The following is a 24,012-nucleotide window of genomic DNA, read 5'->3' on the forward strand; positions in this document are numbered from 1 at the left end:
AGGAGGACGGATGCCGCAGCACAGCGCCGGACGCCGGTTCGGGGCCGAAGTGGCCCACGCGGTGTCGAGTCTGTTCCGCCTCGCGCCCGCGCCGGCGCCACGGTGGGCGATCGGCCTGCGCGCGGCGATCGCGATGGCCGTGCCGATCGCGGTGATGACCGTGCTCGGGCGGCCGGATCTCGGCTTCCAGGCGGCGACCGGCGCGTTCGTCGCGCTGTACGGCACCCACCTTCCGGTGCGCGAGCGGGCGCGCGTCGTGCCCTTCGTCGCCGGAGGACTCGTTCTCGCGGCGATGCTCGGCGCTCTCGCGGGTCCCTTCCCGGTCGCGACCCTCGTCGGCCTCGTGGTCGTCGCCGTCGGGGCTGCCGTCGCCATGTTCGGCTTCGCCGTCGGCCCGCCCGGTCCTCTGTTCGTCGTGCTCGTCTACGGGCTGTCGGCGCACATCATCGCCGCGGGAGCGGATGCGGCGACCTACGTGGCGGCGGTGGCCTGCGGCATCCTGTTCTCCTCGTTCGTCTCGCTCGTCCCGCTGGTGCTGCCGAGCCGCCGCCGCGTCGTCGCGAGGCCGCTCCGGCAGGTGCTGCCCGGCCCGGCCTGGCCGCCGGGGGAGCGGATGCTCGTGGTCCGCGTCGCGCTGGTGACCGTGGTCGGCATCGCCGTCGCGCTGTTCGTCGACCCGGAGCGGGCGTACTGGATCGTGGGCGCGGCAGTCGCGGTCGTGGGCATCGCCCCCGACCGGCGGGCGGCGTTCAGCCGCGGGCTGCACCGCCTGATCGGCACGATCCTCGGCGCCGGCGTCTACCTGCTGCTCGCGCCGCTGCCGATCCCCGCGCTGTGGCTGGCGCTGGTGCTGGGCGTGCTGCAGTTCACGATCGAGCTGTTCGTCGTGCGCAACTACGCGCTCGCGCTCGTCTTCATCACGCCGCTCGTGCTGCTGCTCACGGGCGCCGCGACCGGCGGGGTCGACACCGTGGCCGTCGCGACCGAGCGCGTCGTCGACACGCTGGCCGGGGCCGTGCTCGGCGCGGCGAGCGGTCTGCTCCACGCCCGCAACGACCCGGCGGACTGACCCGGACGGATGCTGCGCCCTCACGCCGTCGCGAGGGGGTAGACCCTGCGCAGCACCAGGCGCTGCACCAGCGTCCAGGCCACCGTCGTCGCCAGGTACAGCGCGGCGGCGAGCGGCACGAACACCGCGAACACCGCGGTCGTGAACTGCAGCACCCCGGCGACCCTGGCCATGCCGGCGCCGGCCAGGGGCGAGGCATCCATCGCCGTCTCGATCACGGGGCGGAACGCGCGCCGCGTGATCTCGGCCACCGCGACGATCACCACGAGCACACCTGCGAACACGCCGACGGTCGCGGCGGAGGCCGTTCCCGCGGCGACCGCGCCGACGAGACTCGTGCCGAGCGGCACCGAGAGGAGCTCGTGCGCGAGCAGCGCGTTCGCGTGCCCGGCGATCGAGGTGTGCAGGAACAGCGCGTACACGATCGCCACGACGGGCGCCTGCGCGAGCATCGGCAGGCAGCCCGCGAGCGGCGACGCCTTCTCGTCGGCGTAGAGCTTCATCGTCTCGCGCTGCAGGCGCTCGGGGTTCTTCCTGTGGCGGCGCTGCAGGTCGCGCAGCTTCGGCGCGAGGCGGCTGCGGGTCTGCTCGGCCTTCGCCTGTGCGATGCCGGCGGGGATGAGCGCCGCCCGCACCAGCAGGGTGAGGACGACGACGGATGCTGCGGCCGCCGCCGATCCGGCGAGGGGTTCGAGCAGGGCGGCGAGCCCCATGAGCAGGGAGTAGGCCGCGTCGAGGATCGCGGCGACAGGTGGGAAGGCGTAGAGGTCCAAGGAATGTCCGTTCGTCGGGTGCGGGTCGTGGCGTGCGGCCACGAAGGCACCGGCGAGCGGTCCTCGGAGGGAACGTGCGTCGGGGCTACGCGGCCAGGGCCGCGGAACCCGGAGCGCGCGGACGGGAGTGCCCCGGAGCGTCGGGGTGGGACGCGGTGAGCCGCGTTGCATCGGTGATCGCGCGGCGCGGGTGGGCCGCGGTGGCGATCGCCCGAACGGGGGAGAAGAGGACGGCGATCGCGACGGCGAGGAGCGCCAGAGTCGCCACGACGGCGACCGCGATCACGAGGGCGCCGGCCGCGGGTTGGGCCGCGGGCGCGACCTCGAAGAGCGAGCGCGCGGCCGCGCCGAGGAGCTCGGCGGCGGGGCGGGTGACGGATGCGACCACCTCGGCCACGAGGCGGAGCACGACGACGATCGTCTCGAGCACGCGCACCTCCTCCGTCGCGGCCACGGTAGCACGGGGGGCGCGCACTCCCCACGTGCAGGCCCGGCGGTCGCCGGTGTCGGTCGTGTCGGGCAGGGTGGAAGGGTGACAGCGACCACGACGACCCGCACCGAAGCCCTCGAGGTGCTGCGCACCCTCGTCGGGCGCGACGACGCCGACTTCCACGACGGGCAGTTCGAGGCGATCGAGGCCCTCGTCGACGACCGCCGCCGCGCGCTCGTCGTCCAGCGCACCGGGTGGGGCAAGTCCGCCGTTTACTTCGTGTCGACGCTGCTCCCCCGACGCCGGGGAGCCGGACCGACGGTCCTCGTGTCGCCACTCTTGGCGCTCATGCGGGATCAGATCGCCGCGGCGGCGCGCGCCGGGGTGCGGGCCGTGAAGATCGATTCGACCAACGCGCACGAGTGGGGCGAGGTGCTCGCCCAGCTCGACCGCGACGAGGTCGACGTGCTGCTCGTGTCGCCCGAGCGGCTCAACAACCCGTCGTTCCGCGACGAGCAGCTGCCGCAGCTGGTCGCCCGCATCGGCCTCCTCGTCGTCGACGAGGCGCACTGCATCAGTGACTGGGGCCACGATTTCCGCCCCGACTACCGGCGCCTGCGCGACCTCATCGCGCGCATGCCCGCCGGCGTGCCGGTGCTCGCGACCACCGCGACCGCCAACAGCCGCGTCGTCGCGGATGTCGCCGAGCAGCTCGACGCCGGCATTGCGGACCAGGATGCTGCGGCCCAGGGCGTGCTGACGATCCGCGGCCCGCTCGCGCGGGCGTCGCTGCGGCTCGGCGTGCTGCGCCTGCCGAACTCGCCGGCCCGGCTGGCGTGGCTCCTCAGCCACCTCGGCGACCTCCCCGGGTCGGGCATCATCTACACGCTGACCGTGGCCGCCGCGAACGACACCGCGCGGCTGCTGCGCGAACGCGGCTACGACGTGCGGGCCTACACCGGGCAGACCGACACCGACGAGCGGGAGGAGTCCGAGGCGCTCCTCAAGGACAACAAGGTGAAGGCCCTCGTCGCGACCAGTGCGCTCGGCATGGGGTTCGACAAGCCCGACCTCGGCTTCGTCGTGCACCTCGGCGCCCCGTCGTCGCCCGTGTCGTACTACCAGCAGGTCGGTCGTGCGGGCCGTGCGACCGGCTCGGCCGACGTGCTGCTGCTCCCCGGCGTCGAGGACCGCGAGATCTGGCACTACTTCGCGACCGCGTCGATGCCCGACCGCGAGCGTGCCGAGCGGGTGCTCGCCGCGCTCGCCGCGGCCGGTGGGCCGATGTCGACGCCGGCGCTCGAGGCGGTCGTCGACATCCGCCGCACGCCGCTCGAGCTGCTGCTGAAGGTGCTCGACGTCGACGGCGCGGTCGGCCGCGTGCGCGGCGGCTGGATCGCCACCGGCGAGTCATGGACCTACGACGAGGAGCGCTACCGCCGCATCGCGGCCGAGCGCGTCGCCGAGCAGCAGCACATGATCGACTACGAAGAGACCGCCGGCTGCCGCATGGAGTTCCTGCAGCGCTCGCTCGACGATGACACTGCGGCGCCCTGCGGCCGGTGCGACAACTGCGCGGGCGCCTGGTTCCCGACGGCGATCGCCTCGGGAGCGACGGATGCGGCGGCCGCGGCCCTCGACCGCGTCGGCGTGCCGATCGAGCCGAGGCGGCAGTGGCCGACGGGCGCCGACAAGCTCGGAGTGCCCGTGAAGGGCCGCATCTCCGCGGAGGAGCAGGCCGCCGAAGGACGCGCGCTCGCCCGTCTCACCGACCTCGGCTGGGGCGGCGCGCTGCGCGAGTTGTTCGCGGCCGGAGCCGCCGACGCGCCGGTGCCGCAGAACGTGCTCGGGGCCTGCGTGCGGGTGCTCGCGGACTGGGGCTGGGAGAACCGTCCCGTGGCGGTCGTCGCGATGCCGTCCCGTGCGAAGCCGCAGCTCGTCGACTCGCTCGCCCGCGGCATCGCCGAGATCGGCCGGCTGCCGTTCCTCGGGTCGCTCGATCTCGTCGACGGCGGGCCCACGGGCCAGCCGGGAGGCAACAGCGCGTTCCGGGTCGCCGGCGTGTGGGACCGGTTCTCGGCGACGGGGCTCGACCTCCCGGCGGGGCCCGTGCTGCTGGTGGACGACCGCGTCGACAGCGGCTGGACCCTCACCGTCGCCGCCCGCATGCTCCGCCGCGCCGGCGCGACCGCGGTGCTCCCCTTCGCGCTCGCCCTCCGCGGCTGACGCGGGCTACGTCCCGGTCGGCGGCTTCGGGCGCGGCCGGCGCACGATGAGGTAGATCACGGCCGCCGCTACGAGCAGCACCACCAGTACGACCCACGGCACCCAGTCGATCGGCGCGGCGGCGTTGTCGCCCGCCTCGGCAGTGGGGGACGGCGTCGCGGACGGGGTCGGTGTCGGTGTCGGCGTGGGCGTGGGAGTCGGCGTCGCGGTCGGCTCGGGCGTGGGGCTCGCGGTCGGCTCCGGCACCGCCGTGGGCGCCGGGACGGGTGTCGTGGGCGCGGCGGTGGGCTCCGGCGCCACGGTCGGCTCCGGCGTGGGCTCGGGCGTCGGCTCCGGTGCCGTCGTCGGCTCGGGCGTCGGCTCCGGTGCCGTCGTCGGCTCCGGGGTCGGAGCGGGCGTCCGCGTCGGAAGGACGCGTGTGGGCTCCGGCGTCGGCTCCTCCGTGGGTGCCGGCGACGCGGTCCGGGTCGGCAGATTCGTCGGCAGGCTGGTGGGGAGGGCGGTGGGGAGCGGGATCCCGCCGTTCCCGCACCCGGCGAGGAGCGTGAGCCCGGCCACGAGGGCGAGTCCGGCGAGCGTCCGGGTCACACGCGACCGCCGCGGACCACGGGAATCACGTGTCGCGCGAGGGTGCGGCATCCGTTCCTCCATCGGTTCTTGCGGAATCGTACGGCCGCGCATGCGAGCGGGCCCGGATTCGCCGCGAGACACACCGTCAGCCTCCACACGGTCTGACACATGACCGCGTGTGACGTCCCGTGTCGTCGTGTCGCGGCGTGTGTCGTCACCGCGCGCAGCGGCCCGGACCGCGCGACGAGCATGGCGGCATGCCTTCCCCGATCATCTCGCCGACCGAGCTCGCCGACCTCATCCGCAGCGGCACCCCGCCGCGGATCCTCGACGTGCGCTGGCGGCTCGACCAGCCCGAGGGGCGGCCGGCGTACCTCGACGGGCACCTGCCCGGTGCGGTCTACGTCGACCTCGACCACGAGCTGGCGCGCCGCGGCGATCCGCGCGAGGGGCGCCACCCGCTGCCGCCGCGCGAGCAGCTCCAGGCTGCTGCGCGGCGGTGGGGGATCCGTGGCGGCGACACCGTCGTCGCGTACGACGACGTGCACTCGGTCGCCGCGGCGCGCGCGTGGTGGGTGCTCACGCGATCGGGGGTCGCCGACGTGCGGGTGCTCGACGGCGGCCTGCGCGGCTGGCTGACCGAGCGCCTCCCGCTCGAGACGGGCGACGTGCTGCCGCGTCCGCCGGGCGACGTCGTGCTCGACGAGATCACCGAGGGCGTCGCCGACATCGACGGGGTGGAGGAGTGGCCCGATCACGGCCTGCTGCTCGATGTGCGCGCGCCGGAGCGCTATCGCGGCGACGCGGAGCCGCTCGACCCCGTCGGCGGGCACATTCCGGGCGCGGTGAACCTGCCGACGACCGTGCACCTGACCGCGGGGAGATTCCGCTCACCCGACGAGATCCGCGCGGCGTTCGCGGCTGCGGGCGTCGTCGAAGGCGTCTCGGTCGCGGCGTACTGCGGCTCGGGCATCGCGGCGACCCACACGGCGCTCGCCGGCGCGCTCGCCGGCATCGACGTCGTCGTCTACCCGGGATCGTGGAGCCAGTGGTCGCGCTCGCGCGGCCGGCTGGCCGCCGTCGGCCCTGCGCCGTCGCTGGACGTGGTGCCGGTATGACCGGAGCACTGCGCGAAGCGCCCGCTCTCCGCACCATCGCCGACCGCCCGCTGCGCGTGGTGGGCGTGTCGGGATCGCTCCACGAGCCGAGCCGCACCACCGCCCTCGTGCGGACCATCCTCGCGAACGTCGCCCAGCGGATCCCCGCCGAGACCGAACTCGTCGAGGTCGCCGCGCTGGGTCCCGGCTTCGCGGGCGCGCTCACGCGCGAAGAAGGGGCCCCCGAGGTCGAGAGCGCCCTGCGGGCGATCGAGTCGGCCGATCTCATCGTCGCGGCGAGCCCGGTGTACCGCGCATCCTTCACGGGACTGTTCAAGCACCTCTTCGACTTCGCCGGCCAGTACGACCTCGTGGGAACGCCCGTGCTCCTCGCGGCGACGGGCGGAGGCGAGCGGCATGCGCTCATCATCGAACACCAGCTGCGCCCGCTGTTCGGGTTCTTCCAGGCGCTGACCCTGCCGATCGGCGTCTACGCCTCGAACAGCGACTTCACCGACTACGAGCTGACCTCGCCCGACGTCGCGCAGCGCGTCGCGCAGGCCGTCGACCGCTCACTGCCGCTGATCGAGCAGGCCGCGCTCGTGCGTCGATCGGAGTACTTCGCGACCTGGTGAGCGGGGAGTGGGATGCTGCGGCCCGGCGCGTGCGAGAGCGCGGAGGTCGCAGCATCCCTCTCTCGACGTCGTCCGTGTCGTCCGTCTAGACTGGCGCCCGTGCTGACCTGTCGGTGTTGTCGTCCCTGCTGTTGAAGCCTTCGCTTCACGCAGACCTCAGCGACCCCGACAACTCTCCGCGCACCCGCGCGGCCACACACCAGGACACATCGTGCGTTACGCCCAGAGCGCGGCCGACCTCGTCGGCAACACCCCTCTCGTCCAGCTGACCCGTGTCACCAGCGGCATCGCCGCGACGGTGCTCGCGAAGGTCGAGTACTTCAATCCCGGCGGCTCCGCCAAAGACCGCATCGCCCGGCGCATCATCGACGCCGCGGAGCGCGACGGCGTGCTGAAGCCCGGCGGCACCATCGTCGAGCCGACCAGCGGGAACACCGGCGTCGGGCTCGCGCTCGTCGCGATCGAACGCGGCTACCGCATGATCTTCGTCGTGCCCGACAAGTTCGCGGGAGCGAAGGTCGACGTGCTCAGGGCCTACGGCGCGGAGGTCGTCGAGACCGAGACCAGCGTGCCGCCGGAGGATCCGCGCTCGTACTACAGCGTGGCCGACCGGCTGGTGCGCGAGATCCCCGGCGCGTTCAAGCCGAACCAGTTCGCGAACCCGAACGGGCCGCTCAGCCACTACGAGACGACCGGGCCCGAGATCTGGCGCGACACCGACGGCCGCGTGACCCACTTCGTCGCGGGCATCGGCACCGGCGGCACGATCACCGGCACCGGCCGCTATCTGCAGGAGGTGTCGAACGGCGCGGTGCGGGTCGTCGGCGCCGACCCCGAGGGGTCGATCTACTCCGGCGGACCGCTGCACGGCTACCTCGTCGAGGGCGTCGGCGAGGACTTCTGGCCCGAGAGTTACGACCCGTCGGTGCCCGATGAGATCCACCGCATCCCCGACGCCGAGTCGTTCGAGATGACGCGCCGCCTCGCCCGCGAGGAGGGGCTCCTCGTCGGCGGATCGAGCGGCATGGCGGTGGTGGCGGCGCTGCGCACGGCCCGCGAGCTGCCCGCCGACGCCGTCGTCGTCGTGCTGCTGCCCGACCACGGCCGCGGCTACCTCAACCGGTTCTACGACGACGACTGGATGCGCGAGCACGGCTTCACCGTCGGCGATGCGGCGGCTGCACCCGACGCAAGCCGGAGCCCCGAGGCATCCATCCCCACCGAAGGAGCACCCGAATGACCGAGTCCACGAACGACCGCGGCTTCGAGACCCGTGCGGTGCACGCCGGGCAGGCCTTCGACCCGACGACGGGCGCGGTGATCCCGCCGGTGCACTTCTCGACGACGTACGCGCAGGACGGCATCGGGGGGCTCCGCGAGGGCTACGAGTACGGCCGCAGCGGCAACCCGACGCGCACCGCGCTCGAGACCCAGCTCGCCGCTCTCGAGGGCGGCGCCCACGCTCTGTCGTTCGCCTCGGGCCTCGCCGCCGAGGACGCGCTGCTGCGCGCCGCACTGAAGCCCGGCGACGAGGTGCTGCTCGGCAACGACGTGTACGGCGGCACGTACCGGCTCATCGCACGGGTGCTGGGGGCGTGGGGCGTCGGCATCCGCGTCGTCGACATGAGCGACCTCGACGCCGTGCGCGCGGCGCTCGAGGAGCGCCCCGCCCGCATCGTGTGGGTCGAGACGCCCAGCAACCCGCTGCTGCGCATCACCGACATCGGGGGGCTCGCGAAGCTCGGGCACGACGCCGGCGCGCTGGTGGTCGTCGACAACACGTTCGCGTCACCGGCGCTGCAGCAGCCGCTCGCGCTGGGCGCCGACGTCGTCGTGCACTCGACGACCAAGTACCTCGGCGGTCACTCCGACGTCGTCGGCGGCGCACTCGTGCTCAACGACGACGCGCTGCACGCCGAGGTGAAGTTCCTGCAGTTCGCTGTCGGCGCCGTCTCGGGCCCGCTCGATGCGTGGCTCACGACCCGCGGCATCAAGACGCTCGCCCTGCGCATGCAGCGGCACAGCGAGAACGCGCAGCAGATCGCCGAGTTCCTGTCGGGCCACGGCGCGGTCGCGCGGGTCTACTACCCGGGTCTCGCCTCGCACCCCGGGCACGAGCTCGCCGCGCGGCAGATGAGCCGGTTCGGCGGCATCGTGTCGGTGGCGCTGGCGGAGGCCGCGGCGGCACGCCGCTTCGCCGAGTCGACGCGGCTGTTCCAGCTGGCAGAGTCGCTGGGCGGCGTCGAGTCGCTGATGAACTACCCCGACGAGATGACGCACGCGTCGGTGCGCGGCACCGAGCTCGCCGTCCCGCCCGAGGTGGTGCGCCTCTCGGTCGGCATCGAGTCGGCCCCCGACCTGCTCGCCGACCTCGACGAGGCCCTCTCGGGCCTCTGACGGGGCGGACGTAGGCTCGGGGGCATGACCGCGAGCCCCGGCATCCGTTCGTCCGTCCTTGCGGAGCCGCTGCGCATCGGCGCCATGACCGTGCCGAACCGCATCATGCAGACGGCGCACTCGAAGCAGTACTCCGACCGCGTCGAGTCCGACCGCGAGACCGCGTACTACGTGCGCCGTGCGCAGGGCGGCTGCGGGCTCTTCGTCGCCGGCAACCACTTCGTGCACCCGACCGGGTCGATCCGGGGTTTCGAGGACGCGTACCGTCCCGAGGGGGTCGCGGCTTCGAAGAAGATGACGGATGCTGTGCACCGAGCCGGTGCGAAGATCCTCGTGCAGCTGAACCACCATGGGGCGCAGGCGCAGCCCGATGGACCCGACGGCCCGCGCACGGTCTACGCGCCGTCACGCCTGATCTCGCCCTCGACCGGGCATGCCACCCGCGAGATGGACCGCGCCGACATCGCCTCGTTCGTCGAGGGCTGGGCGCTGTCGGCCGCGCACGCGCGCGACGGCGGGTTCGACGGCGTCGAGATCCACATGGCGCACGGCTACCTGCTGCACCAGTTCCTCTCGCCGCTCTACAACGCCCGCGAGGACGAGTACGGCGGCGACCTCGAGGGCCGCACGCGGTTCCCGCGCGAGGTGCTGCGCGCCGTGCGCGAGCGGGTGGGCGAGGACTTCACGGTCGGCATCCGCATCGTCGCGAACGAGTTCCACCCTGAGGGCATCGACGGCGCCGGCATGCGCGAGGTCATCACGCGCCTGCGGCAGGAGGCCCGGATCGACTTCCTCGACCTCGCCGCCGGCGGCTACCACAACGTGCACTACGTCTTCCCGTCGTCGCCGATGCCCTATGCGTGGCTGCGCGACGACGTCGCCGCGGTCAAGGCCGCGAACCCCGACGTGCCGGTGTTCGGCGTCGGCGCGGCGCGCTCGGTCGAGGAGGCCGAGGAGGTCGTCGCGTCCGGGGTCGCCGACATGGTCGCGCTCACCCGCGCGCAGATCGCCGACCCCGACCTCGGCCAGAAGCTCCTCGGACTCGAGCCCGTCGATTCGGGGGAACGCGGCATCCGTCATTGCATCCGCCTGAATCAGGGATGCCTCGGCCGCGGCAGCCGCGGACTCGCGATGTCGTGCACCGTGAACCCGCTCGCCGGCCGCGAGCTCGAGCGCGGCGAGCGACCGCGCGCGGCGTCTGCGCAGCGGTGGGTCGTCGTGGGCGGCGGGCCCGCGGGCATGCGCGCCGCGGTCGAGCTCGCGACCGACGGGCACGCGGTGACGCTGCTGGAGCGCGGCGAGGAGCTCGGCGGGCAGCTGCGCCTGGCCCGACGGGTGCCGGGCCGCGAGAGCGTCGGGCTGCTGGTCGACGACCTCGAGCGCGACCTCGCCGCGGCAGGCGTCGACGTGCGGCTCGGCGTCGACGCGACGGCCGAGACGCTGGCGGGGCTCGGCGCTGCGGACGGCGTCGTCGTCGCCACCGGCGCCGTCGCGCCCGCGACCACGTCGCTCGCCCTCGGCGGCGCCTACGCCGGCGGGTTCCCGGCCGAGGGCGCCATCGGCGCGTTCGCCGCGGTCGCGGACGGGGTGCCGCTCGGCCGCCGGATCGCGGTGGTCGATGCCGACGGCACGGCGTACGCGGCCGGCATCGTGCTGACCCTGCTCGAGCGCGTCGGCGAGCTCGAGCTGATCACGCCCTTCGAGACCGTGTTCCCGCACATCGGCGCCGGGTACGACCGGCCGCTGCTGCTCGAGCGCCTCGGCGCCCACGGCGGCTTCCGCCGGAGCGTCGCGCACCGGGTGGAGCGCCTCGAGCCGGGCGTCGTGGGCGTGCGCGACACGCTCACCGGGGTCACGGATGCGATCCCGGGCGTCGACGCCGTCGTCGCGATCGAGCCCCGCGCGTCGGCCGGCGTCCCCGGGCTGGTGCCGGATGCGGCGGCCGAGGCATCCATCCCTCCCCGCGTCGTCGTGATCGGCGACGCCTTCGCCCCGCGCACGATCGACACCGCGATCTTCGAGGCCGTCGAGCTCGCCTACGACGTCGCCGGCCTCGCCACGCTGCGCGGCTGAGGTCCGCGCGGCCGGGGTCGCAGCATCCGTCTCCCCTCCCGTTCGACAGGTCAACCGGGGTTCCACAGGAGCTCTCCCCCGCAAACGCTCCTGTCAAGGCCCGGTTGACCTGTCGAAGCCACTTGGGACAGAGGTCCCGCGGACCCTGCCCCGTCCCACCCACCGGGCGGTGGATACGCTGGGCGGGTGGACCCCGTCACCGCAACGCTCGCCATCCTCGTGCTCGCGGTGATCGCGTTCGTGAGCAACCGCGTCCCCATCGGGGTCGTCGCGATCGGGGTCGCACTCGCCCTCTTCTTCACCGGCGTGCTGACGCTGCCGCAGGCGCTCGCCGGGTTCGGCGACCCGACGGTGCTGTTCATCGCGGGGCTGTTCGTGATGAGCGAGGCGCTCGATGCCACGGGGGTCACGGCGTGGGCGGGGCAGAAGGTGATCGGCCGCGCCGGCACCAAGCGCACCACCCTCGTCGTCGTGATCGCGCTGCTCGTCGCCGGTCTGACCGCCCTCATCAGCATCAACGGCGCCGTCGCGGCGCTGCTGCCGCTCGTGGTGGTGGTCGCCGCGCGCGCGGGCATCGCCTCGTCGAAGCTGCTCATGCCGCTCGCGTTCGCCGCATCTGCGGGATCGCTCCTGCTCCTCACCGGCACGCCCGTCAACATCATCGTGTCGGAGTTCGCCGCAGCGGCGGGCGGGCGCGAGTTCGGGTTCTTCGAGTTCGCACTGGTCGGCATCCCGGTGCTTCTCGGAACGGTCGTCATCCTCCTGCTCGGCGGCGGCCTCGTGCCCGAGCGCACGGGCGCGCTCATGCCGCTCGACCTCGTGCGGCACGCACGCCTCCTGCGCCAGCAGTACTCCCTCACTCTCGACACCGGCGTGCTCCTCGGCCCCGAGACCGGCGTTACGGAGGTCGTCGTGGCGCCGCGCTCACCGCTCATCGGCAAGCGCGTGTGCGCGGGCATGACCACGCCCGACGGCGACCTCGTCGTGCTCGCGGCGCGGCGCGGCGACGAGCAGCTCAAAGGCACCGAGTTCGTCGTGCAGGCCGGCGACGCGCTGCTGCTGCAGGGCGCCTGGGACGACCTCACGCGTCGCACGAACGATCCGGGCGTGCTCGTCGTCGACGACCCCGCGCAGTTGCGCCGCTCGGTGCCGCTCGGCAAGGGCGCCAGACGCGCGATCGGCATCCTGCTCGCGATGATCGTGCTGCTCGCGACGGGACTCGTGCCGCCCGCCGTGGCCGCGCTCCTCGCCGCGTGCGCCCTCGTGCTCACGCGCACGGTCACCGTGAACCAGGCGTACCACTCGATCTCGTGGACGACCATCGTGCTCATCGCCGGCATGATCCCGCTGTCGACGGCGTTCATCAGCACCGGCACGGCAGATCTCGTCGCGAACTGGATGCTCTCGTTCCTCGGCGACGCCGGCCCGCACGTCGCGCTGCTCGCGCTGTGCGGGCTCACGGTCGTGCTCGGGCAGCTGATCAGCAACACCGCGACCGTGCTCATCGTCGCGCCCATCGCGATCTCGGTCGCGCAGTCGCTCGGCCTCTCGGTGCAGCCCTTCATGATGGCGCTCACCGTCGCGGGCGCGGCGGCGTTCCTCACGCCGATCGCGACGCCCGCGAACCTCATGGTGATGGAGCCGGCCGGCTACCGCTTCGGCGACTACTGGAAGCTCGGCCTCCCCCTCGTGCTGTTCTTCCTCGTCATCGCCGTCTGGTACGTGCCCCTCATCTGGCCCTTTTAGCGGTGGATGCTGCGACCCGGCGCAGCACGCCGGGTCGCAGCATCCATTCCCCGCCGCCGTGGGTGTGATGTCCGGACTTCGCAGCCCACGCAGTGGTGGTCTCCTGTGATGTCCGGACTTCGCAGCCCACCCAGCGGTGGTCTCCCGTGATGTCCGGACTTCGCAGCCCACGCAGTGGTCGTCTCCTGTGATGTCCGGACTTCGCAGCGTGCGCAGTGGTGGTCTCCTGCGATGTCCGGACTTCGCGGAAGCAGCACGACGCCCCGGCGGTTCGGGTCCGCCGGGGCGTCGTGGGGCTGGTCAGGCGGCCGACCAGCCGCCGTCGCTCGCGAGGTTCTGGCCGTTGACGTTCACGCCGTCGTCGCTCAGCAGGAAGGTGATCGACGCGGCCAGGCGGTCCGCGGCGACCGGCGGGGTCATGACGGCCATGCCGGCGCGCACGCGGTCGGCGCCGAGGGGAGAGGCGAACTTCGCCTCGATGTTCGTGATCACCGCACCCGGGGCGACGGCGTTCACGCGGATGCCGCTCGGGCCGTACATGAACGCGCTCGACTTGGTGAGGCCCACGACCGCGTGCTTCGACGCGGTGTAGGCGGCACCGGCGGAGGATCCGCGAAGGGATGCCTCGGACGAGGTGTTCACGATCGAGCCGCTGCCCTGCGCGAGCATGGCGGGGATGACGGCGCGCATGAGCTTCATCGTGCCGGTCACGTTCACGCGGAAGACGCGATCCCAGACCGCGTCGGTGACGTCGCCGACGGGGGTCATGTCGTCCATGATCCCGGCGATGTTCGCGAGGGCGTCGATCCGGTCGCCCGCCGCCTCCACGATGCGGGCCACGCCCTCGTCGTCGGTGATGTCGGCGGTGAGCGCGACGACGTCGGCGCCCAGGTGGGCGGCGACGAACTCGTCGAGGCGATCCTGGCTGACGTCGACGGCGATCACGCGACCGCCCTCGCGGGCCACGCGCGACGCGGTGGCGCGGCCGATGCCGGAGCCCGCGCCGGTGACGATGACCGTCTGTCCGGTGAAGCGCCCGGCGGTGACCTTCTCGGCCCACTCGGCCTTCGGGGTCTCGGCGGCGGCCTCGGTGGGGACGCCGTCGGGGTTGACCTGGGCGACGAGTGCGTCGAGCGCGGCCTGCGGGAACGCGCCGCCGCTCATCGCCACGAGGTTGCTGATCGGGAGTCCGGCGATCGGCGCGAGGGCCTCTGCGGTCTGGCCGCCCTGGGCGAGCAGGCCGCGCAGCGCGGCGCCTCCGGCGGGGTCGTCGAGCCATGTCTGGATGGTGGATGCACCCGTCAGCGCAGCGGTGGTGGTGCTCATTTCTTTCCCTTCTTCATGCAGTTCAGCGGGCCTGCGGGTCCGGGGAGATGAGGAGCTTTCGGGACAGCTCCTACCGGACAACAGTGTCCGGTACTAGGCTACACCCGTGCCGAGCACCGCATCCCCCCGTGCGCTCCCTCGCCAGAACCGAGGCCCCGCCGCAGCAGCCGACAACCGTAAGGCGTTGATCGCTGCTGCCCGCGAGGTCTACGCCGAAGGGGGCCTTCAGGCTCCCTTCAGCGCCGTCGCCAAGCGCGCCGGAGTCGGGCAAGGAAGCCTGTACCGTCATTTCCCCGACCGGACCGCCCTCGCCGTCGCCGTCTTCCAGGACAATGTGCGCGACCTCGAGGACCACACGGCGCCACCCGATCGCACGATCGACGATCTGCTCGACCGCGTGGTCGACCAGGCCGTCGTGTCGACCGCGTTCATCGAGCTCATCACCGCGGACCTCTCCGACCGCCGGGTCGCGTCGCTGGGCGCGCGCTTCCAGGCGCTCGTGGATCGTCTCGTCGCGCGGGACCGGGCCGCCGGACGCATCGGCTCGCACGTCGAGACCGACGACGTGACGATGGCGACCAGCATGCTGGCGACGGAGGTGGCGCGCGCGGAACCGGCCCTGCGGCCCGCGGCCGCGCGCCGGGCGCGAGCCCTGTTCGCGGCGGCATTCGCACCGCGCTGATCCGGCGTTAGGCTCCTGCCATGGGCCGGTTCATCTACGACACCAACGCCAACTCGGTCGACATCGACGACCGCACGCTGGCGCATCTGCGCATCGTCATGATGAACAAGCTGCGCCGGTCCGAGCCGTTCATGTTCGACGTCGAGATCGGCGACGGCAGCGGGCGGCGGAGCTTCTGGATCCACCCGTCGGTGCCGATCCAGTTCCACTTCTTCGGCAGCCGTCAGCCCCGCATCAACCGCGCCTGGATCGAAGAGCTCATGCTCTCGGCCAGTGGGCCGTCCGGTCTCACGATCCTGCCGGAGCCCGAAGAGGACGAGGCGCCGGCGACCGACCGCGCTATCGGCTGACGTCGTCCGGTGTCACCTCGGTGCCGCCGACGGTGAGGCGCTCGACGTCGAGGTGATCGACGTCGACGTTGCCGAGCGTCACGTCGCGGCCGTCGTCGCCCTCAGCCGCCTCCAGCACGGCGACCGGTCCGGTGTCGAAGTGCTCGGCGATGAGCATGATGCCGCCGGTCGAACTGGCCGAGTTCGCGAGCTCTTCGATCCAGTCGCGGCTGAGCTCGGTGGGCTCCGGGTCGTCGAACACGAAGCGCAGCGGAATGGACGGGTGCAGCCAGATCGTGCTGCGGCCACGGGGCTGGTCGTCCGGGTGCTTCCACGACACCGTGAAGCTCTCGTCGCGGCGCAGCTTCGTCGCGATGACGACCTTGAGGTGCGCGAGCGCGCGGTCTTCGATATGGATCGGCATCGCGCCGCCGCCGTAATAGATCGTGCCCACGCGCCCACCATAGCCCCGGTACCCGGCAACAGCGAAGGGGTGGATTCCGGCGCGTTCGATGTGCTGGAATCCACTCCTTCGAGGCTCCGGTGTCCGGTACAGGACGTCAGAGGCGCGTCCACGCCTCCGTGAGGACGCTCCGCAGGATCTGCTCGATCTCGTCGAACTCCTTCGGCCCGATCGTGAGGGGCGGGGCGAGCTGGATGACGGGGTCGCCGCGGTCGTCGGCGCGGCAGTACAGCCCCGCGTCGAACAGCGCCTTCGAGAGGAAGCCGCGCAGCAGGCGCTCCGACTCATCGTCGTCGAACGTCTCCTTCGTCGCCTTGTCCTTCACGAGCTCGATGCCGAAGAAGTAGCCGTCGCCGCGCACGTCGCCGACGATGGGCAGGTCGGTGAGCTTCTCGAGGGTGGAGCGGAACAGCGGCGAGTTCTCGCGCACGTGCTCGTTGAGCCCCTCCTCCTCGAAGATGTCGAGGTTCTCGAGCGCCACGGCGGCCGAGACCGGGTGCCCGCCGAAGGTGTACCCGTGGTAGAACGCGCGGTCGCCATGGGCGAACGGCTCGTAGATCCTGTCGCTCACGATGGTGGCGCCGATGGGCGAGTAGCCGCTGGTCATGGCCTTCGCGCACGTGATCATGTCGGGGACGTACCCGTACGCGTCGCACGCGAACATGTGCCCGATGCGCCCGAAGGCGCAGATGACCTCGTCCGACACGAGCAGCACGTCGTACTTGTCGCAGATCTGGCGCACGCGCTGGAAGTAGCCGGGAGGCGGCGGGAAGCAGCCGCCGGAGTTCTGCACGGGCTCGAGGAAGACGGCGGCGACGGTCTCGGGGCCTTCGAAGAGGATCATCTCCTCGATGCGGTCCGCCGCCCAGACGCCGAAGTCCTCGAGGCTCGACGTCGGCGCGCCCATGTCGGACGCCCGGTAGAAGTTGGTGTTGGGCACGCGGAAACCGCCGGGCGTCACCGGCTCGAACATCGCCTTCATCGCCGGGATGCCGGTGATCGCGAGCGCGCCCTGGGGCGTGCCGTGATAGGCGACCGCGCGCGAGATCACCTTGTGCTTGGTGGGCTGACCCTGGATCTTCCAGTAGTACTTCGCGAGCTTGAACGCCGTCTCGACGGCCTCGCCGCCGCCGGTGGAGAAGAACACCTTGTTGAGGTCGCCCGGCGCGTAGTCGGCGAGCCGGTCGGCGAGCTCGATCGCGGCGGGGTGCGCGTACGACCAGATCGGGAAGAACGCGAGCTGCTCGGCCTGCTTCGCGGCGACCTCGGCGAGGCGCTTGCGGCCGTGGCCCGCGGCGACGACGAACAGGCCGGCGAGCCCGTCGATGTACTGCTTGCCCTGCGAGTCCCAGATGTGGTGCCCCTCGCCCTTGACGATGATCGGCACACCGGCGCCGTCGGTCATCACGGACTGGCGGGCGAAGTGCATCCACAGGTGGTCTTTGGCCATCTGCTGCAGTTCGGCTTCGGTGCGGGCGTGGCGTTCGGTCGTGATCGACATGTGGAGCCTTCCGTCAGACTGCTCCCACGCTACTCGCGTGCCCCGCGCGCCGACATGCGACGTTTCGTCCGGTTCGGATGCCGCGGCCACCGGTCCGTCCGGATCGTCAGGTCGAGCCGCGCTCGATCAGCTGCGTGGGCAGGACGATCGGCGACGGCGGCAGAGAGGCGCCGGCCGCCGCATCGGCGAGGGCCGTCACTGCGGCCGCGGCCATCTCGCGGATCGGCTGCCGCACGGTCGTGAGAGGCGGCGTCAGCCACCGGGCGCCGCGCAGGTCGTCGAAGCCCACCACGAGCACGTCGTCGGGGATGCGGCGCCCGGTCGCTGCCGCCGCCGCGTACACGCCGGCCGCCATCTCGTCGGTGCAGGCGAACACGCCGAGCCGTTCGCCGGGGCCGAGCCCCCGCAGCAGCGGGAGCGCCGCGTCGCGCGCGGCCGTCCCGCTCCAGTCGGCCTGCAGAGCGACGAGGTCGGCGCCGGAGGCGGCTACGCGCAGCCCCTCGCGGAAGCCGGCGTTGCGCGCGCGGCCGTACCGGTACGGCGGCGATCCGAGCACGATCGCGAACCGCGTCGCGCCGCGCGCAGCGAGGTGGGTCGCCGCCGCGAAGCCGCCCTCGCGGTCGGTCGTGCGCACGCTCGTGAGCCCGCGGGAGGTCTCGGCCTGCGGATCCATCAGCACGACGGGGATCTCGGCATCCGCCAGTGCCGCGAGCTGCGACGCGGTCGGCGAGATGAGCCCGAGGACGACGCCCGCCGAACCGCGCCGGCGGATGCGCATCGGCCAGTCGTCGTCCGGGGTGTCGCGCTCCTCGGTGAGCACGAGGTCGTAGCCCGCCGCGGCGGCCGCGCTGCGCGCCCCGGCGGTCACCTCGTCGGAGTAGGCGTTGTGGAACCACCCGAGCACCAGGTCCAGCAGGCGAGCGGTTCCCGGCGGCCGCCCGCCGGCCGCGGGGTCGCGCGTGTACCCGAGCGTGCGCGCCGCCGCCAGCACCCGGCGGCGCGTCGCGGGGGCGAGGTCGCCGCGCCCCGAGAGGGCCCGCGACGCGGTCGCGACACTCACTCCGGCATCGGCGGCGACGGCGGCGAGGGTCACGCGAGCGAGCATGTCACCAGTTTTGCGCAACATCCTCGACGGGCGCGAGACCGGATGGCATCGTCGGTGGCTGACAGCGAAGGAGCTCACATGACACGCACCGCCCTCGTCGTCCGCGGCGGATGGGACGGCCATCACCCGGTCGAGGCCACCGACCTGTTCCTGCCGTTCCTCCGGGCGAACGGGTTCGACGTCACCGTCGAGGACGACCCCCAGGTGTACGCCGACGCGGACCGCATGGCGACCGTCGACCTCGTGATGCAGGCGGTCACGATGTCGGATGCCTCGCACGAGGCGATCCGGGGCCTCCGCGACGCCGTCGCCGCGGGCACCGGCCTCGCCGGCTGGCACGGCGGCATCGCCGACTCGTTCCGCGGGAGCTCGGACTATCTGCAGCTCGTCGGCGGCCAGTTCGCGACACACCCGTCGAAGCACCCCGACGAGGTGCACGGCGACCAGACCGACAACTACCTCGACTACACGGTCGAGATCACCGAGCTCGGCCGCACGCACGACATCACGGCCGGCATCGACGACTTCACGCTCACCACCGAGCAGTACTGGGTGCTGCACGACGATCTCATCGACGTGCTCGCCACCACCACGCACCCCGTGCAGCCGTACCATCCGTGGCACCGGCCGATCGTCTCGCCCGCCGTGTGGACGCGCGACTGGGGGCAGGGCCGCGTGTTCGTCGCGACGCCCGGGCACAGCCCCGACGTGCTGCGAGACGACAACGTCCGCACGATCATCGAGCGGGGGCTGCTGTGGGCGGCGCGGTGACCGACATCGGGATCGTCGGGCTCGGCGTCATCTCCCGGCAGTACCTCGACACACTGCTCCCGGCGTCGCGCGTGCGCATCGCGGCCGTCGCCGACCTCGATCCCGCACGGGCCGCCGCGGCCGCGGAGGGCATCCCCGGGTGCCGCGCACTCACGACCGCCGAGCTGCTCGAGGATCGCAGCATCCACACCGTCCTCAACCTCACGATCCCCGCCGCGCACGCCGAGATCGCGCTCGCCGCCATCGCCCACGGCAAGGACGTCTACGGCGAGAAGCCGCTCGCGGCGACCTTCGCGGACGCTGCGCGGATCATGGATGCTGCGACCGCCGCGGGCGTCCGCGTCGGGGGCGCGCCCGATACGGTGCTCGGGACCGGCGTGCAGACGGCGCGGGCTGCGATCGACGGCGGGCGCATCGGGCGGCCGGTGTCGGCATCGGCGATGTGGATCTCGGCCGGCCACGAGTCGTGGCATCCGCAGCCCGACTTCTACTACCGCGAGGGCGGCGGGCCGCTGCTCGACATGGGGCCGTACTACGTGACGTCGCTGGTGCAGCTGCTCGGACCCGTGACCGCCGTGTCGGGTGCGTCGTCGCGCTCGCGCGACGAGCGCGTGATCGGCTCCGGGCCGCGGGCGGGGGAGCGCGTGCCGGTGGAGGTCGACACGCACCTCACGGGCATCCTGCACCACGCGTCGGGGGCGGTCTCGACCGTGACGATGAGCTTCGACGGCGTCCGCTCGACGGCGGCGCCCATCGAGGTGCACGGCGTCGACGGGTCGCTGATCGTGCCCGACCCGAACAACTTCGCCGGCGACGTGCAGTTGCACGCACGCGGCGGCGGGTCGTGGGAGACGCTCGAGCCCTCGGCCGGGTACGTCGATTCGGGGCGCGGCATCGGGCTCGTGGACCTGGTCGCGGGCGAGGGCCGTGCGAGCGGGGCGATGGCCCTGCACGTGCTCGAGGTGATGACGGCGCTCGCCGCATCGGCCGCGTCCGGAGTGCGGGAGCCGCTGACGACGACGGTGGAGCGCCCGTCGCTCGTCCCCCTCACGCCCGCGGAGGCCTGGCGGGGCCGCTGAGCACCCCGGCATCGCCCCCCGGCACCCGTGACCCCGGACCCGTGACCCGGCATCCGTCCGATCCGGGTTTGGGGCGTGATCTCTCCGTTGGGGCGCAGAATGTGCGCCCCAACGGAGCGGATGCGCCCCAAACCCGGGGAGGCTGGGAAGAAGCGCCGGTCAGGCGGTGGGGCCGCGGAGCAGGTCGGCGAAGGCGGCCTCGGCGGCGCCGATGAGCAGGCGGTCCTCGGCGAGGGACGCGACGCGGATCTCGAGGTCCTCGGCGTTGGCCGACATCGCCTGATCCTGCACCAGCGCCGTGAGCCCCGGCACATCGGGGGCGGCGATCGTCGCGAGGAAACCGCCGAGCACCACCACCGCCGGGTTCAGCGCATTGACGGCGTTCGCCAGCGCCGTCGACAGGATGCGGCGCTGCCGTGCGACCTCTTCGGCGGCTCCGACACCGGCGCCGGCGAGGGCCGCGGCCAGTGCCGGGTCGTCGGCCGCCTGCAGTCCGACCGCAGCGAGCAGCCGGGCGCGGCTGACCTCATCCTCGAGCACGCCGTTGCCCGCGCGCCGATCGGCCTCGGACGCGATGCCGGGGCGGTTCTGCCCGAACTCGCCGGTGTACCCGCCGGCGCCGAGCAGCGGCATCCCGTGCACGATCACGCCGCCGCCGATGCCGCTCGCGCCGCCGTTGAGGTACACGACATCGTCGAAGCCCGCCGCCGCGCCGAAGAGGTGCTCGGCGATCGCGCCCAGCGTGGCGTCGTTGCCGACGGTCGTCGCAAGACCCGTGGCCTCGGCCACGAGGTCGCGCAGCGGTGCGTCGGTCCAGCGCAGGTGCGGCGCGTTGCGCACGAGCCCGTCGGCCGCGCGGACGAGGCCCGGCACGGCCAGCCCGACGCCCACGACGCGGGCGTCCGCCAGCTCGCCCGCCCGCCACAGCGCGACGCGCTCGGCGATGAGCCGCGCGGTCTCGTCGGGGGTGAGCAGGTGATCGAGCTCGATGCGCTCGCGGAGAGGGATGCCGCGGTCCAGGCCCACGGCGGCGATCGTGAGCGCGTCTACCTCGGGGTTGGCGGCGATCGCGACGACCCGGGCGTCCGCCGCGACCACGGGGGAGGGGCGCCCGACGCGGCGTGACGGGTCGGGTGCGCGCTCGATGACGAGTCCTTCGCGGACGAGCTCGCCGACGAGGTCGGCGATCGTCGAGCGGTTGAGCGCGGTCGCCTCGGTGAGGGTCGCGCGCGAGAGAGGACCCTCGAGATGCACGAGGCGCAGCAGGCGCGCGAGGTTGCGCTGGCGGACGCCTTCGGCCGGTGACGGATCGCTCATCCGTCTCACTGTACGGCCCGCACCGTTGCCGGACCGTAATTTGTTGCGCTTGACCTCAAATCCGTTTGCTCGTACTCTGGCCACGTCCACATCACTTTCGACGTAGAAGTCGAAACTTTCGAGAGGTTCGAAGATGAACACACGCAGCAGGATGCGCGTCTTCGCCGGGGTCGCTGCCGCGGGACTGGCGGTCGGCGTTCTCGCCGGCTGTGCCGGCGGCGGTGACGAAGGCGACAGCGGCGACGGCGTCACCATCACGTGGTGGCACAACGCCACGTCGGGTCCGCTCCCGGCCGTCTGGGAGGAGGTCGCCGCCGAGTTCGAAGAGGCGCACCCGGGCGTCACGGTCGAGCAGACCGGCTACCAGAACGAAGAGCTTCAGCGCACGCTCATCCCGAACGCCCTGGCCGCCGGCGACCCGCCGGACCTCTTCCAGGTGTGGCCGGGTGGCGAGCTGCGCGACCAGGTGAAGAACGGCTACCTCCAGCCGCTCGACGACGCGATCGCCGACACGATCTCGAGCGTCGGAGCGACGGTGAACCCCTGGCAGGTCGACGGCAAGACGTACGGCATCCCGTTCACGTTCGGCATCGAGGGCTTCTGGTACAACATCGACCTGTTCGAGCAGGCGGGCGCCGAGGTCCCCACCACGTTCGACGAGCTCGTCGACACGGTCGGGGCGCTGCGCGACGCCGGCATCACGCCGATCGCGGTCGGCGCGGGCGACGGCTGGCCCGCCGCCCACTGGTGGTACCAGTTCGCCCTCAAGTCGTGCTCGCCCGAGGCCCTCGCCGCCGCCGAGACCGAGTTCGACTTCAGCGACCCGTGCTTCGTCGAGGCCGGTGCGCAGCTGCAGGAGTTCCTCGGCATCGAGCCGTTCCAGGACGGCTTCCTCGGCACTCCCGCTCAGCAGGGCGCGGGCAGCTCGGCGGGCATGGTCGCCAACGGCCAGGCGGCGATGGAGCTCATGGGTCACTGGAACGCCGGCACGATCGGCGGTCTCACTCCCGACCAGAAGGTCCCGGCCTTCCTCGGCTGGTTCCCGGTTCCCGGCATCGATGGCGCGGACGGCGACCCGACCGCGGCGCTCGGCGGCGGTGACGGCTTCGGCTGCTCGACGGACGCTCCGCCGGAGTGCGCGGAGCTGCTGGCGTTCATCATGAGCGAGGACGTCCAGAAGAAGTTCGCGGCCAGCGGCTCGGGCATCCCCACGGTCCCCGCGGCGCAGGCGTCGCTCGAGGACGCGAACCTCAAGATGGTCGCCGACGGCCTGGCCGAGGCATCCTTCGTCCAGCTCTGGCTCGACACCGCGTTCGGCACCACCGTCGGAAACGCGATGAACGAGGGCATCGTCAACCTCTTCGCCGGCACCGGCACCCCCGAAGAGATCGTCGAGAAGATGCAGGACGCGGCGGCGACCCTGTAGATCATGGCGACACTCACCACCCCCGGGCCCGCGGTCGCCGCGGGCCCGGGCCCCACCCCCGTGCGCGCCCCGCGGCGCGGCTCGACGCGCAAGCGCCTCGAGATCCTCCTGTTCGTCTCGCCCGCGCTGATCCTGTTCGTGGGCTTCGTGATCCTGCCGGTGATCCTCGCGGCGGTCTACAGCTTCTTCAACCTCCCGCCCGCCTTCCAGTGGGAGAACCTCGCCGACTCCGGCCGGTTCGTCGGCTTCGACAACTACGTGCGGGCGCTCACCAGCCCCGAGTTCCAGAAGGCGATCGGCAACACCTTCTTCATCCTCGTGATGTCGCTGCTGGTGCAGGGCCCGATCGCGATCGCGGTCGCGCTGCTGCTCAACCGCCCGATGCGCGGCCGCGGCGTGCTCCGCCTCCTCATCTTCGTGCCGTACGTGCTCGCCGAGGTCATCGCCGGCCTCGCGTTCAAGCTGATCCTGCAGCCGAACGGCGCGGTCAACGCGACGCTCGAGGCCGTGGGCCTCGGCGCCTTCACCCAGAACTGGCTGGCCGACCCCGCCATCGCGCTCTGGACGATCTTCTTCGTGCTGACGTGGAAGTACATCGGCTTCGCGATCCTGCTGTTCCTCGCGGGCCTGCAGGGCATCCCCGAAGAGCTCGCCGAGGCCGCGCAGATCGACGGCGCGAGCTGGTGGCAGATCCAGCGCCACATCACGATCCCGCTCCTCGGACCCACCATCCGCATCTGGGCGTTCCTGTCGATCATCGGCTCGCTGCAGGTCTTCGACATGGTGTGGGTCACGGTCGCCCCGGCCGTCCGACGCATCGCCACCGAGACGATGGCGACCTACATGGTGCAGCAGGGGCAGTTCGCCGGCCAGCCCGGCTACGGCAGCGCCATCGCCGTGATCCTCTTCGTCATCTCGCTCGTCATCGCCCTGATCTACCAGCGCTTCGCGCTGCGCCGCGACCTCAAGGGCGCCCTCACGAACGGAGCCCGCTGAC

At 72.6% G+C, this 24,012-nt stretch carries 21 protein-coding genes and 1 pseudogene; 14 read left to right on the forward strand and 8 right to left on the reverse strand.

Annotation, left to right across the window (positions count from 1 at the left end):
* Nucleotides 1-10: 10 nt before the first annotated feature.
* Entirely contained in the window at nucleotides 11-1,069 is a 1,059-nt protein-coding gene (locus ACFC1I_RS17440; RefSeq protein ID WP_376012252.1) for an FUSC family protein, read from the forward strand.
* Between the two features lie 20 nt (nucleotides 1,070-1,089).
* Here ACFC1I_RS17440 and ACFC1I_RS17445 read toward each other — a convergent pair whose 3' ends face one another.
* Together ACFC1I_RS17445 and ACFC1I_RS17450 are read right to left on the reverse strand one after the other, a co-directional pair.
* Nucleotides 1,090-1,842, reverse strand: a complete 753-nt coding sequence (locus ACFC1I_RS17445; RefSeq protein ID WP_376012255.1) for a YidC/Oxa1 family membrane protein insertase — start codon at nucleotides 1,840-1,842, stop codon at nucleotides 1,090-1,092.
* Between the two features lie 85 nt (nucleotides 1,843-1,927).
* Nucleotides 1,928-2,296: a DUF6412 domain-containing protein gene (locus ACFC1I_RS17450; protein ID WP_376012257.1), complete on the reverse strand. Its 369-nt coding sequence runs from the start codon at nucleotides 2,294-2,296 to the stop codon at nucleotides 1,928-1,930.
* Nucleotides 2,297-2,374: 78 nt separating this feature from the next.
* On the opposite strand from ACFC1I_RS17450, the gene ACFC1I_RS17455 reads away from it, so the two are divergent.
* Nucleotides 2,375-4,498 carry a DEAD/DEAH box helicase gene (locus ACFC1I_RS17455; RefSeq protein WP_376012260.1) on the forward strand — a complete coding sequence of 708 codons (2,124 nt, stop codon included), beginning with the start codon at nucleotides 2,375-2,377 and terminating at the stop codon, nucleotides 4,496-4,498.
* Between the two features lie 6 nt (nucleotides 4,499-4,504).
* On the opposite strand, the gene ACFC1I_RS17460 is transcribed toward ACFC1I_RS17455, so the two are convergent.
* Nucleotides 4,505-5,086, reverse strand: a complete 582-nt coding sequence (locus ACFC1I_RS17460; RefSeq protein WP_376012263.1) for a hypothetical protein — start codon at nucleotides 5,084-5,086, stop codon at nucleotides 4,505-4,507.
* Nucleotides 5,087-5,325: 239 nt separating this feature from the next.
* Between ACFC1I_RS17460 and ACFC1I_RS17465 the strand changes: the two genes are divergently transcribed.
* The 6 genes from ACFC1I_RS17465 to ACFC1I_RS17490 all read left to right on the forward strand — a co-directional run bounded on the left by ACFC1I_RS17465 (nucleotide 5,326) and on the right by ACFC1I_RS17490 (nucleotide 13,016).
* Nucleotides 5,326-6,186, forward strand: coding sequence for a sulfurtransferase (locus tag ACFC1I_RS17465; RefSeq protein ID WP_376012266.1), 861 nt, complete (start codon nucleotides 5,326-5,328; stop codon nucleotides 6,184-6,186).
* Nucleotides 6,183-6,800 carry an FMN reductase gene (msuE, locus tag ACFC1I_RS17470; protein ID WP_376012269.1) on the forward strand — a complete coding sequence of 206 codons (618 nt, stop codon included), beginning with the start codon at nucleotides 6,183-6,185 and terminating at the stop codon, nucleotides 6,798-6,800. The genes ACFC1I_RS17465 and msuE overlap by 4 nt, the downstream gene beginning before the upstream one ends.
* 211 nt (nucleotides 6,801-7,011) lie before the next feature.
* Nucleotides 7,012-8,040 carry a pyridoxal-phosphate dependent enzyme gene (locus ACFC1I_RS17475; RefSeq protein ID WP_376012272.1) on the forward strand — a complete coding sequence of 343 codons (1,029 nt, stop codon included), beginning with the start codon at nucleotides 7,012-7,014 and terminating at the stop codon, nucleotides 8,038-8,040.
* On the forward strand, nucleotides 8,037-9,197 hold the full coding sequence (locus tag ACFC1I_RS17480; RefSeq protein WP_376012275.1) for a cystathionine gamma-synthase: 1,161 nt from the start codon (nucleotides 8,037-8,039) through the stop codon (nucleotides 9,195-9,197). The genes ACFC1I_RS17475 and ACFC1I_RS17480 overlap by 4 nt, the downstream gene beginning before the upstream one ends.
* A gap of 24 nt (nucleotides 9,198-9,221) precedes the next feature.
* Nucleotides 9,222-11,270: an NAD(P)-binding protein gene (locus tag ACFC1I_RS17485; protein WP_376012278.1), complete on the forward strand. Its 2,049-nt coding sequence runs from the start codon at nucleotides 9,222-9,224 to the stop codon at nucleotides 11,268-11,270.
* A gap of 186 nt (nucleotides 11,271-11,456) precedes the next feature.
* Nucleotides 11,457-13,016 carry an SLC13 family permease gene (locus ACFC1I_RS17490; RefSeq protein ID WP_376012281.1) on the forward strand — a complete coding sequence of 520 codons (1,560 nt, stop codon included), beginning with the start codon at nucleotides 11,457-11,459 and terminating at the stop codon, nucleotides 13,014-13,016.
* A gap of 300 nt (nucleotides 13,017-13,316) precedes the next feature.
* Here ACFC1I_RS17490 and ACFC1I_RS17495 read toward each other — a convergent pair whose 3' ends face one another.
* Complete coding sequence (locus tag ACFC1I_RS17495) at nucleotides 13,317-14,342, reverse strand: SDR family NAD(P)-dependent oxidoreductase (RefSeq protein ID WP_376012284.1); 1,026 nt, start codon at nucleotides 14,340-14,342, stop codon at nucleotides 13,317-13,319.
* A gap of 184 nt (nucleotides 14,343-14,526) precedes the next feature.
* Here ACFC1I_RS17495 and ACFC1I_RS17500 point away from each other — a divergent pair, with 184 nt between their 5' ends.
* Together ACFC1I_RS17500 and ACFC1I_RS17505 are read left to right on the forward strand one after the other, a co-directional pair.
* Nucleotides 14,527-15,024, forward strand: coding sequence for a helix-turn-helix domain-containing protein (locus tag ACFC1I_RS17500; protein WP_376012287.1), 498 nt, complete (start codon nucleotides 14,527-14,529; stop codon nucleotides 15,022-15,024).
* Nucleotides 15,025-15,044: 20 nt separating this feature from the next.
* Complete coding sequence (locus ACFC1I_RS17505; RefSeq protein ID WP_376012289.1) at nucleotides 15,045-15,374, forward strand: ATP-dependent DNA ligase; 330 nt, start codon at nucleotides 15,045-15,047, stop codon at nucleotides 15,372-15,374.
* 130 nt (nucleotides 15,375-15,504) lie between these two features.
* On the opposite strand, the pseudogene ACFC1I_RS17510 reads toward ACFC1I_RS17505, so the two are convergent.
* The 3 genes and pseudogenes from ACFC1I_RS17510 to ACFC1I_RS17520 form a co-directional block, all read right to left on the reverse strand.
* Nucleotides 15,505-15,807: pseudogene (locus ACFC1I_RS17510) on the reverse strand (hypothetical protein); the annotation flags it as partial.
* Between the two features lie 106 nt (nucleotides 15,808-15,913).
* Entirely contained in the window at nucleotides 15,914-17,317 is a 1,404-nt protein-coding gene (locus tag ACFC1I_RS17515) for an aspartate aminotransferase family protein (RefSeq protein ID WP_376012291.1), read from the reverse strand.
* A gap of 106 nt (nucleotides 17,318-17,423) precedes the next feature.
* A complete protein-coding gene (locus tag ACFC1I_RS17520; protein ID WP_376012294.1) occupies nucleotides 17,424-18,422 on the reverse strand; it encodes a LacI family DNA-binding transcriptional regulator in 999 nt (332 codons plus the stop codon).
* 78 nt (nucleotides 18,423-18,500) lie between these two features.
* On the opposite strand from ACFC1I_RS17520, the gene ACFC1I_RS17525 reads away from it, so the two are divergent.
* Nucleotides 18,501-19,193 (forward strand): ThuA domain-containing protein, encoded by a 693-nt coding sequence (locus ACFC1I_RS17525; protein ID WP_376012297.1) that lies wholly within the window; start codon nucleotides 18,501-18,503, stop codon nucleotides 19,191-19,193.
* A complete protein-coding gene (locus tag ACFC1I_RS17530; RefSeq protein ID WP_376012299.1) occupies nucleotides 19,190-20,272 on the forward strand; it encodes a Gfo/Idh/MocA family protein in 1,083 nt (360 codons plus the stop codon). The genes ACFC1I_RS17525 and ACFC1I_RS17530 overlap by 4 nt, the downstream gene beginning before the upstream one ends.
* 159 nt (nucleotides 20,273-20,431) lie before the next feature.
* Here ACFC1I_RS17530 and ACFC1I_RS17535 read toward each other — a convergent pair whose 3' ends face one another.
* Entirely contained in the window at nucleotides 20,432-21,589 is a 1,158-nt protein-coding gene (locus ACFC1I_RS17535; protein ID WP_376012302.1) for an ROK family protein, read from the reverse strand.
* Nucleotides 21,590-21,722: 133 nt separating this feature from the next.
* Between ACFC1I_RS17535 and ACFC1I_RS17540 the strand changes: the two genes are divergently transcribed.
* Nucleotides 21,723-23,015, forward strand: a complete 1,293-nt coding sequence (locus tag ACFC1I_RS17540) for an ABC transporter substrate-binding protein (protein ID WP_376012304.1) — start codon at nucleotides 21,723-21,725, stop codon at nucleotides 23,013-23,015.
* 3 nt (nucleotides 23,016-23,018) lie between these two features.
* The gene (locus tag ACFC1I_RS17545; protein ID WP_376012306.1) at nucleotides 23,019-24,011 is read left to right on the forward strand and encodes a carbohydrate ABC transporter permease; all 993 of its coding nucleotides are present in this window, start codon (nucleotides 23,019-23,021) and stop codon (nucleotides 24,009-24,011) included.
* Nucleotide 24,012: the final 1 nt, after the last annotated feature.

This window comes from Microbacterium sp. NPDC056044 (assembly GCF_042267145.1).
Taxonomy (GTDB): domain Bacteria; phylum Actinomycetota; class Actinomycetes; order Actinomycetales; family Microbacteriaceae; genus Microbacterium.

Coding starts and splice junctions, on each gene's coding strand:
- ACFC1I_RS17440 (WP_376012252.1), top strand. CDS start 11: ATGCCGCAGCACAGCGCCGGACGCCGGTTCGGGGCCGAAGTGGCCCAC.
- ACFC1I_RS17465 (WP_376012266.1), top strand. CDS start 5,326: ATGCCTTCCCCGATCATCTCGCCGACCGAGCTCGCCGACCTCATCCGC.
- msuE (WP_376012269.1), top strand. CDS start 6,183: ATGACCGGAGCACTGCGCGAAGCGCCCGCTCTCCGCACCATCGCCGAC.
- ACFC1I_RS17480 (WP_376012275.1), top strand. CDS start 8,037: ATGACCGAGTCCACGAACGACCGCGGCTTCGAGACCCGTGCGGTGCAC.
- ACFC1I_RS17485 (WP_376012278.1), top strand. CDS start 9,222: ATGACCGCGAGCCCCGGCATCCGTTCGTCCGTCCTTGCGGAGCCGCTG.
- ACFC1I_RS17495 (WP_376012284.1), bottom strand. CDS start 14,342: ATGAGCACCACCACCGCTGCGCTGACGGGTGCATCCACCATCCAGACA.
- ACFC1I_RS17505 (WP_376012289.1), top strand. CDS start 15,045: ATGGGCCGGTTCATCTACGACACCAACGCCAACTCGGTCGACATCGAC.
- ACFC1I_RS17515 (WP_376012291.1), bottom strand. CDS start 17,317: ATGTCGATCACGACCGAACGCCACGCCCGCACCGAAGCCGAACTGCAG.
- ACFC1I_RS17520 (WP_376012294.1), bottom strand. CDS start 18,422: ATGCTCGCTCGCGTGACCCTCGCCGCCGTCGCCGCCGATGCCGGAGTG.
- ACFC1I_RS17525 (WP_376012297.1), top strand. CDS start 18,501: ATGACACGCACCGCCCTCGTCGTCCGCGGCGGATGGGACGGCCATCAC.
- ACFC1I_RS17535 (WP_376012302.1), bottom strand. CDS start 21,589: ATGAGCGATCCGTCACCGGCCGAAGGCGTCCGCCAGCGCAACCTCGCG.
- ACFC1I_RS17540 (WP_376012304.1), top strand. CDS start 21,723: ATGAACACACGCAGCAGGATGCGCGTCTTCGCCGGGGTCGCTGCCGCG.
- ACFC1I_RS17545 (WP_376012306.1), top strand. CDS start 23,019: ATGGCGACACTCACCACCCCCGGGCCCGCGGTCGCCGCGGGCCCGGGC.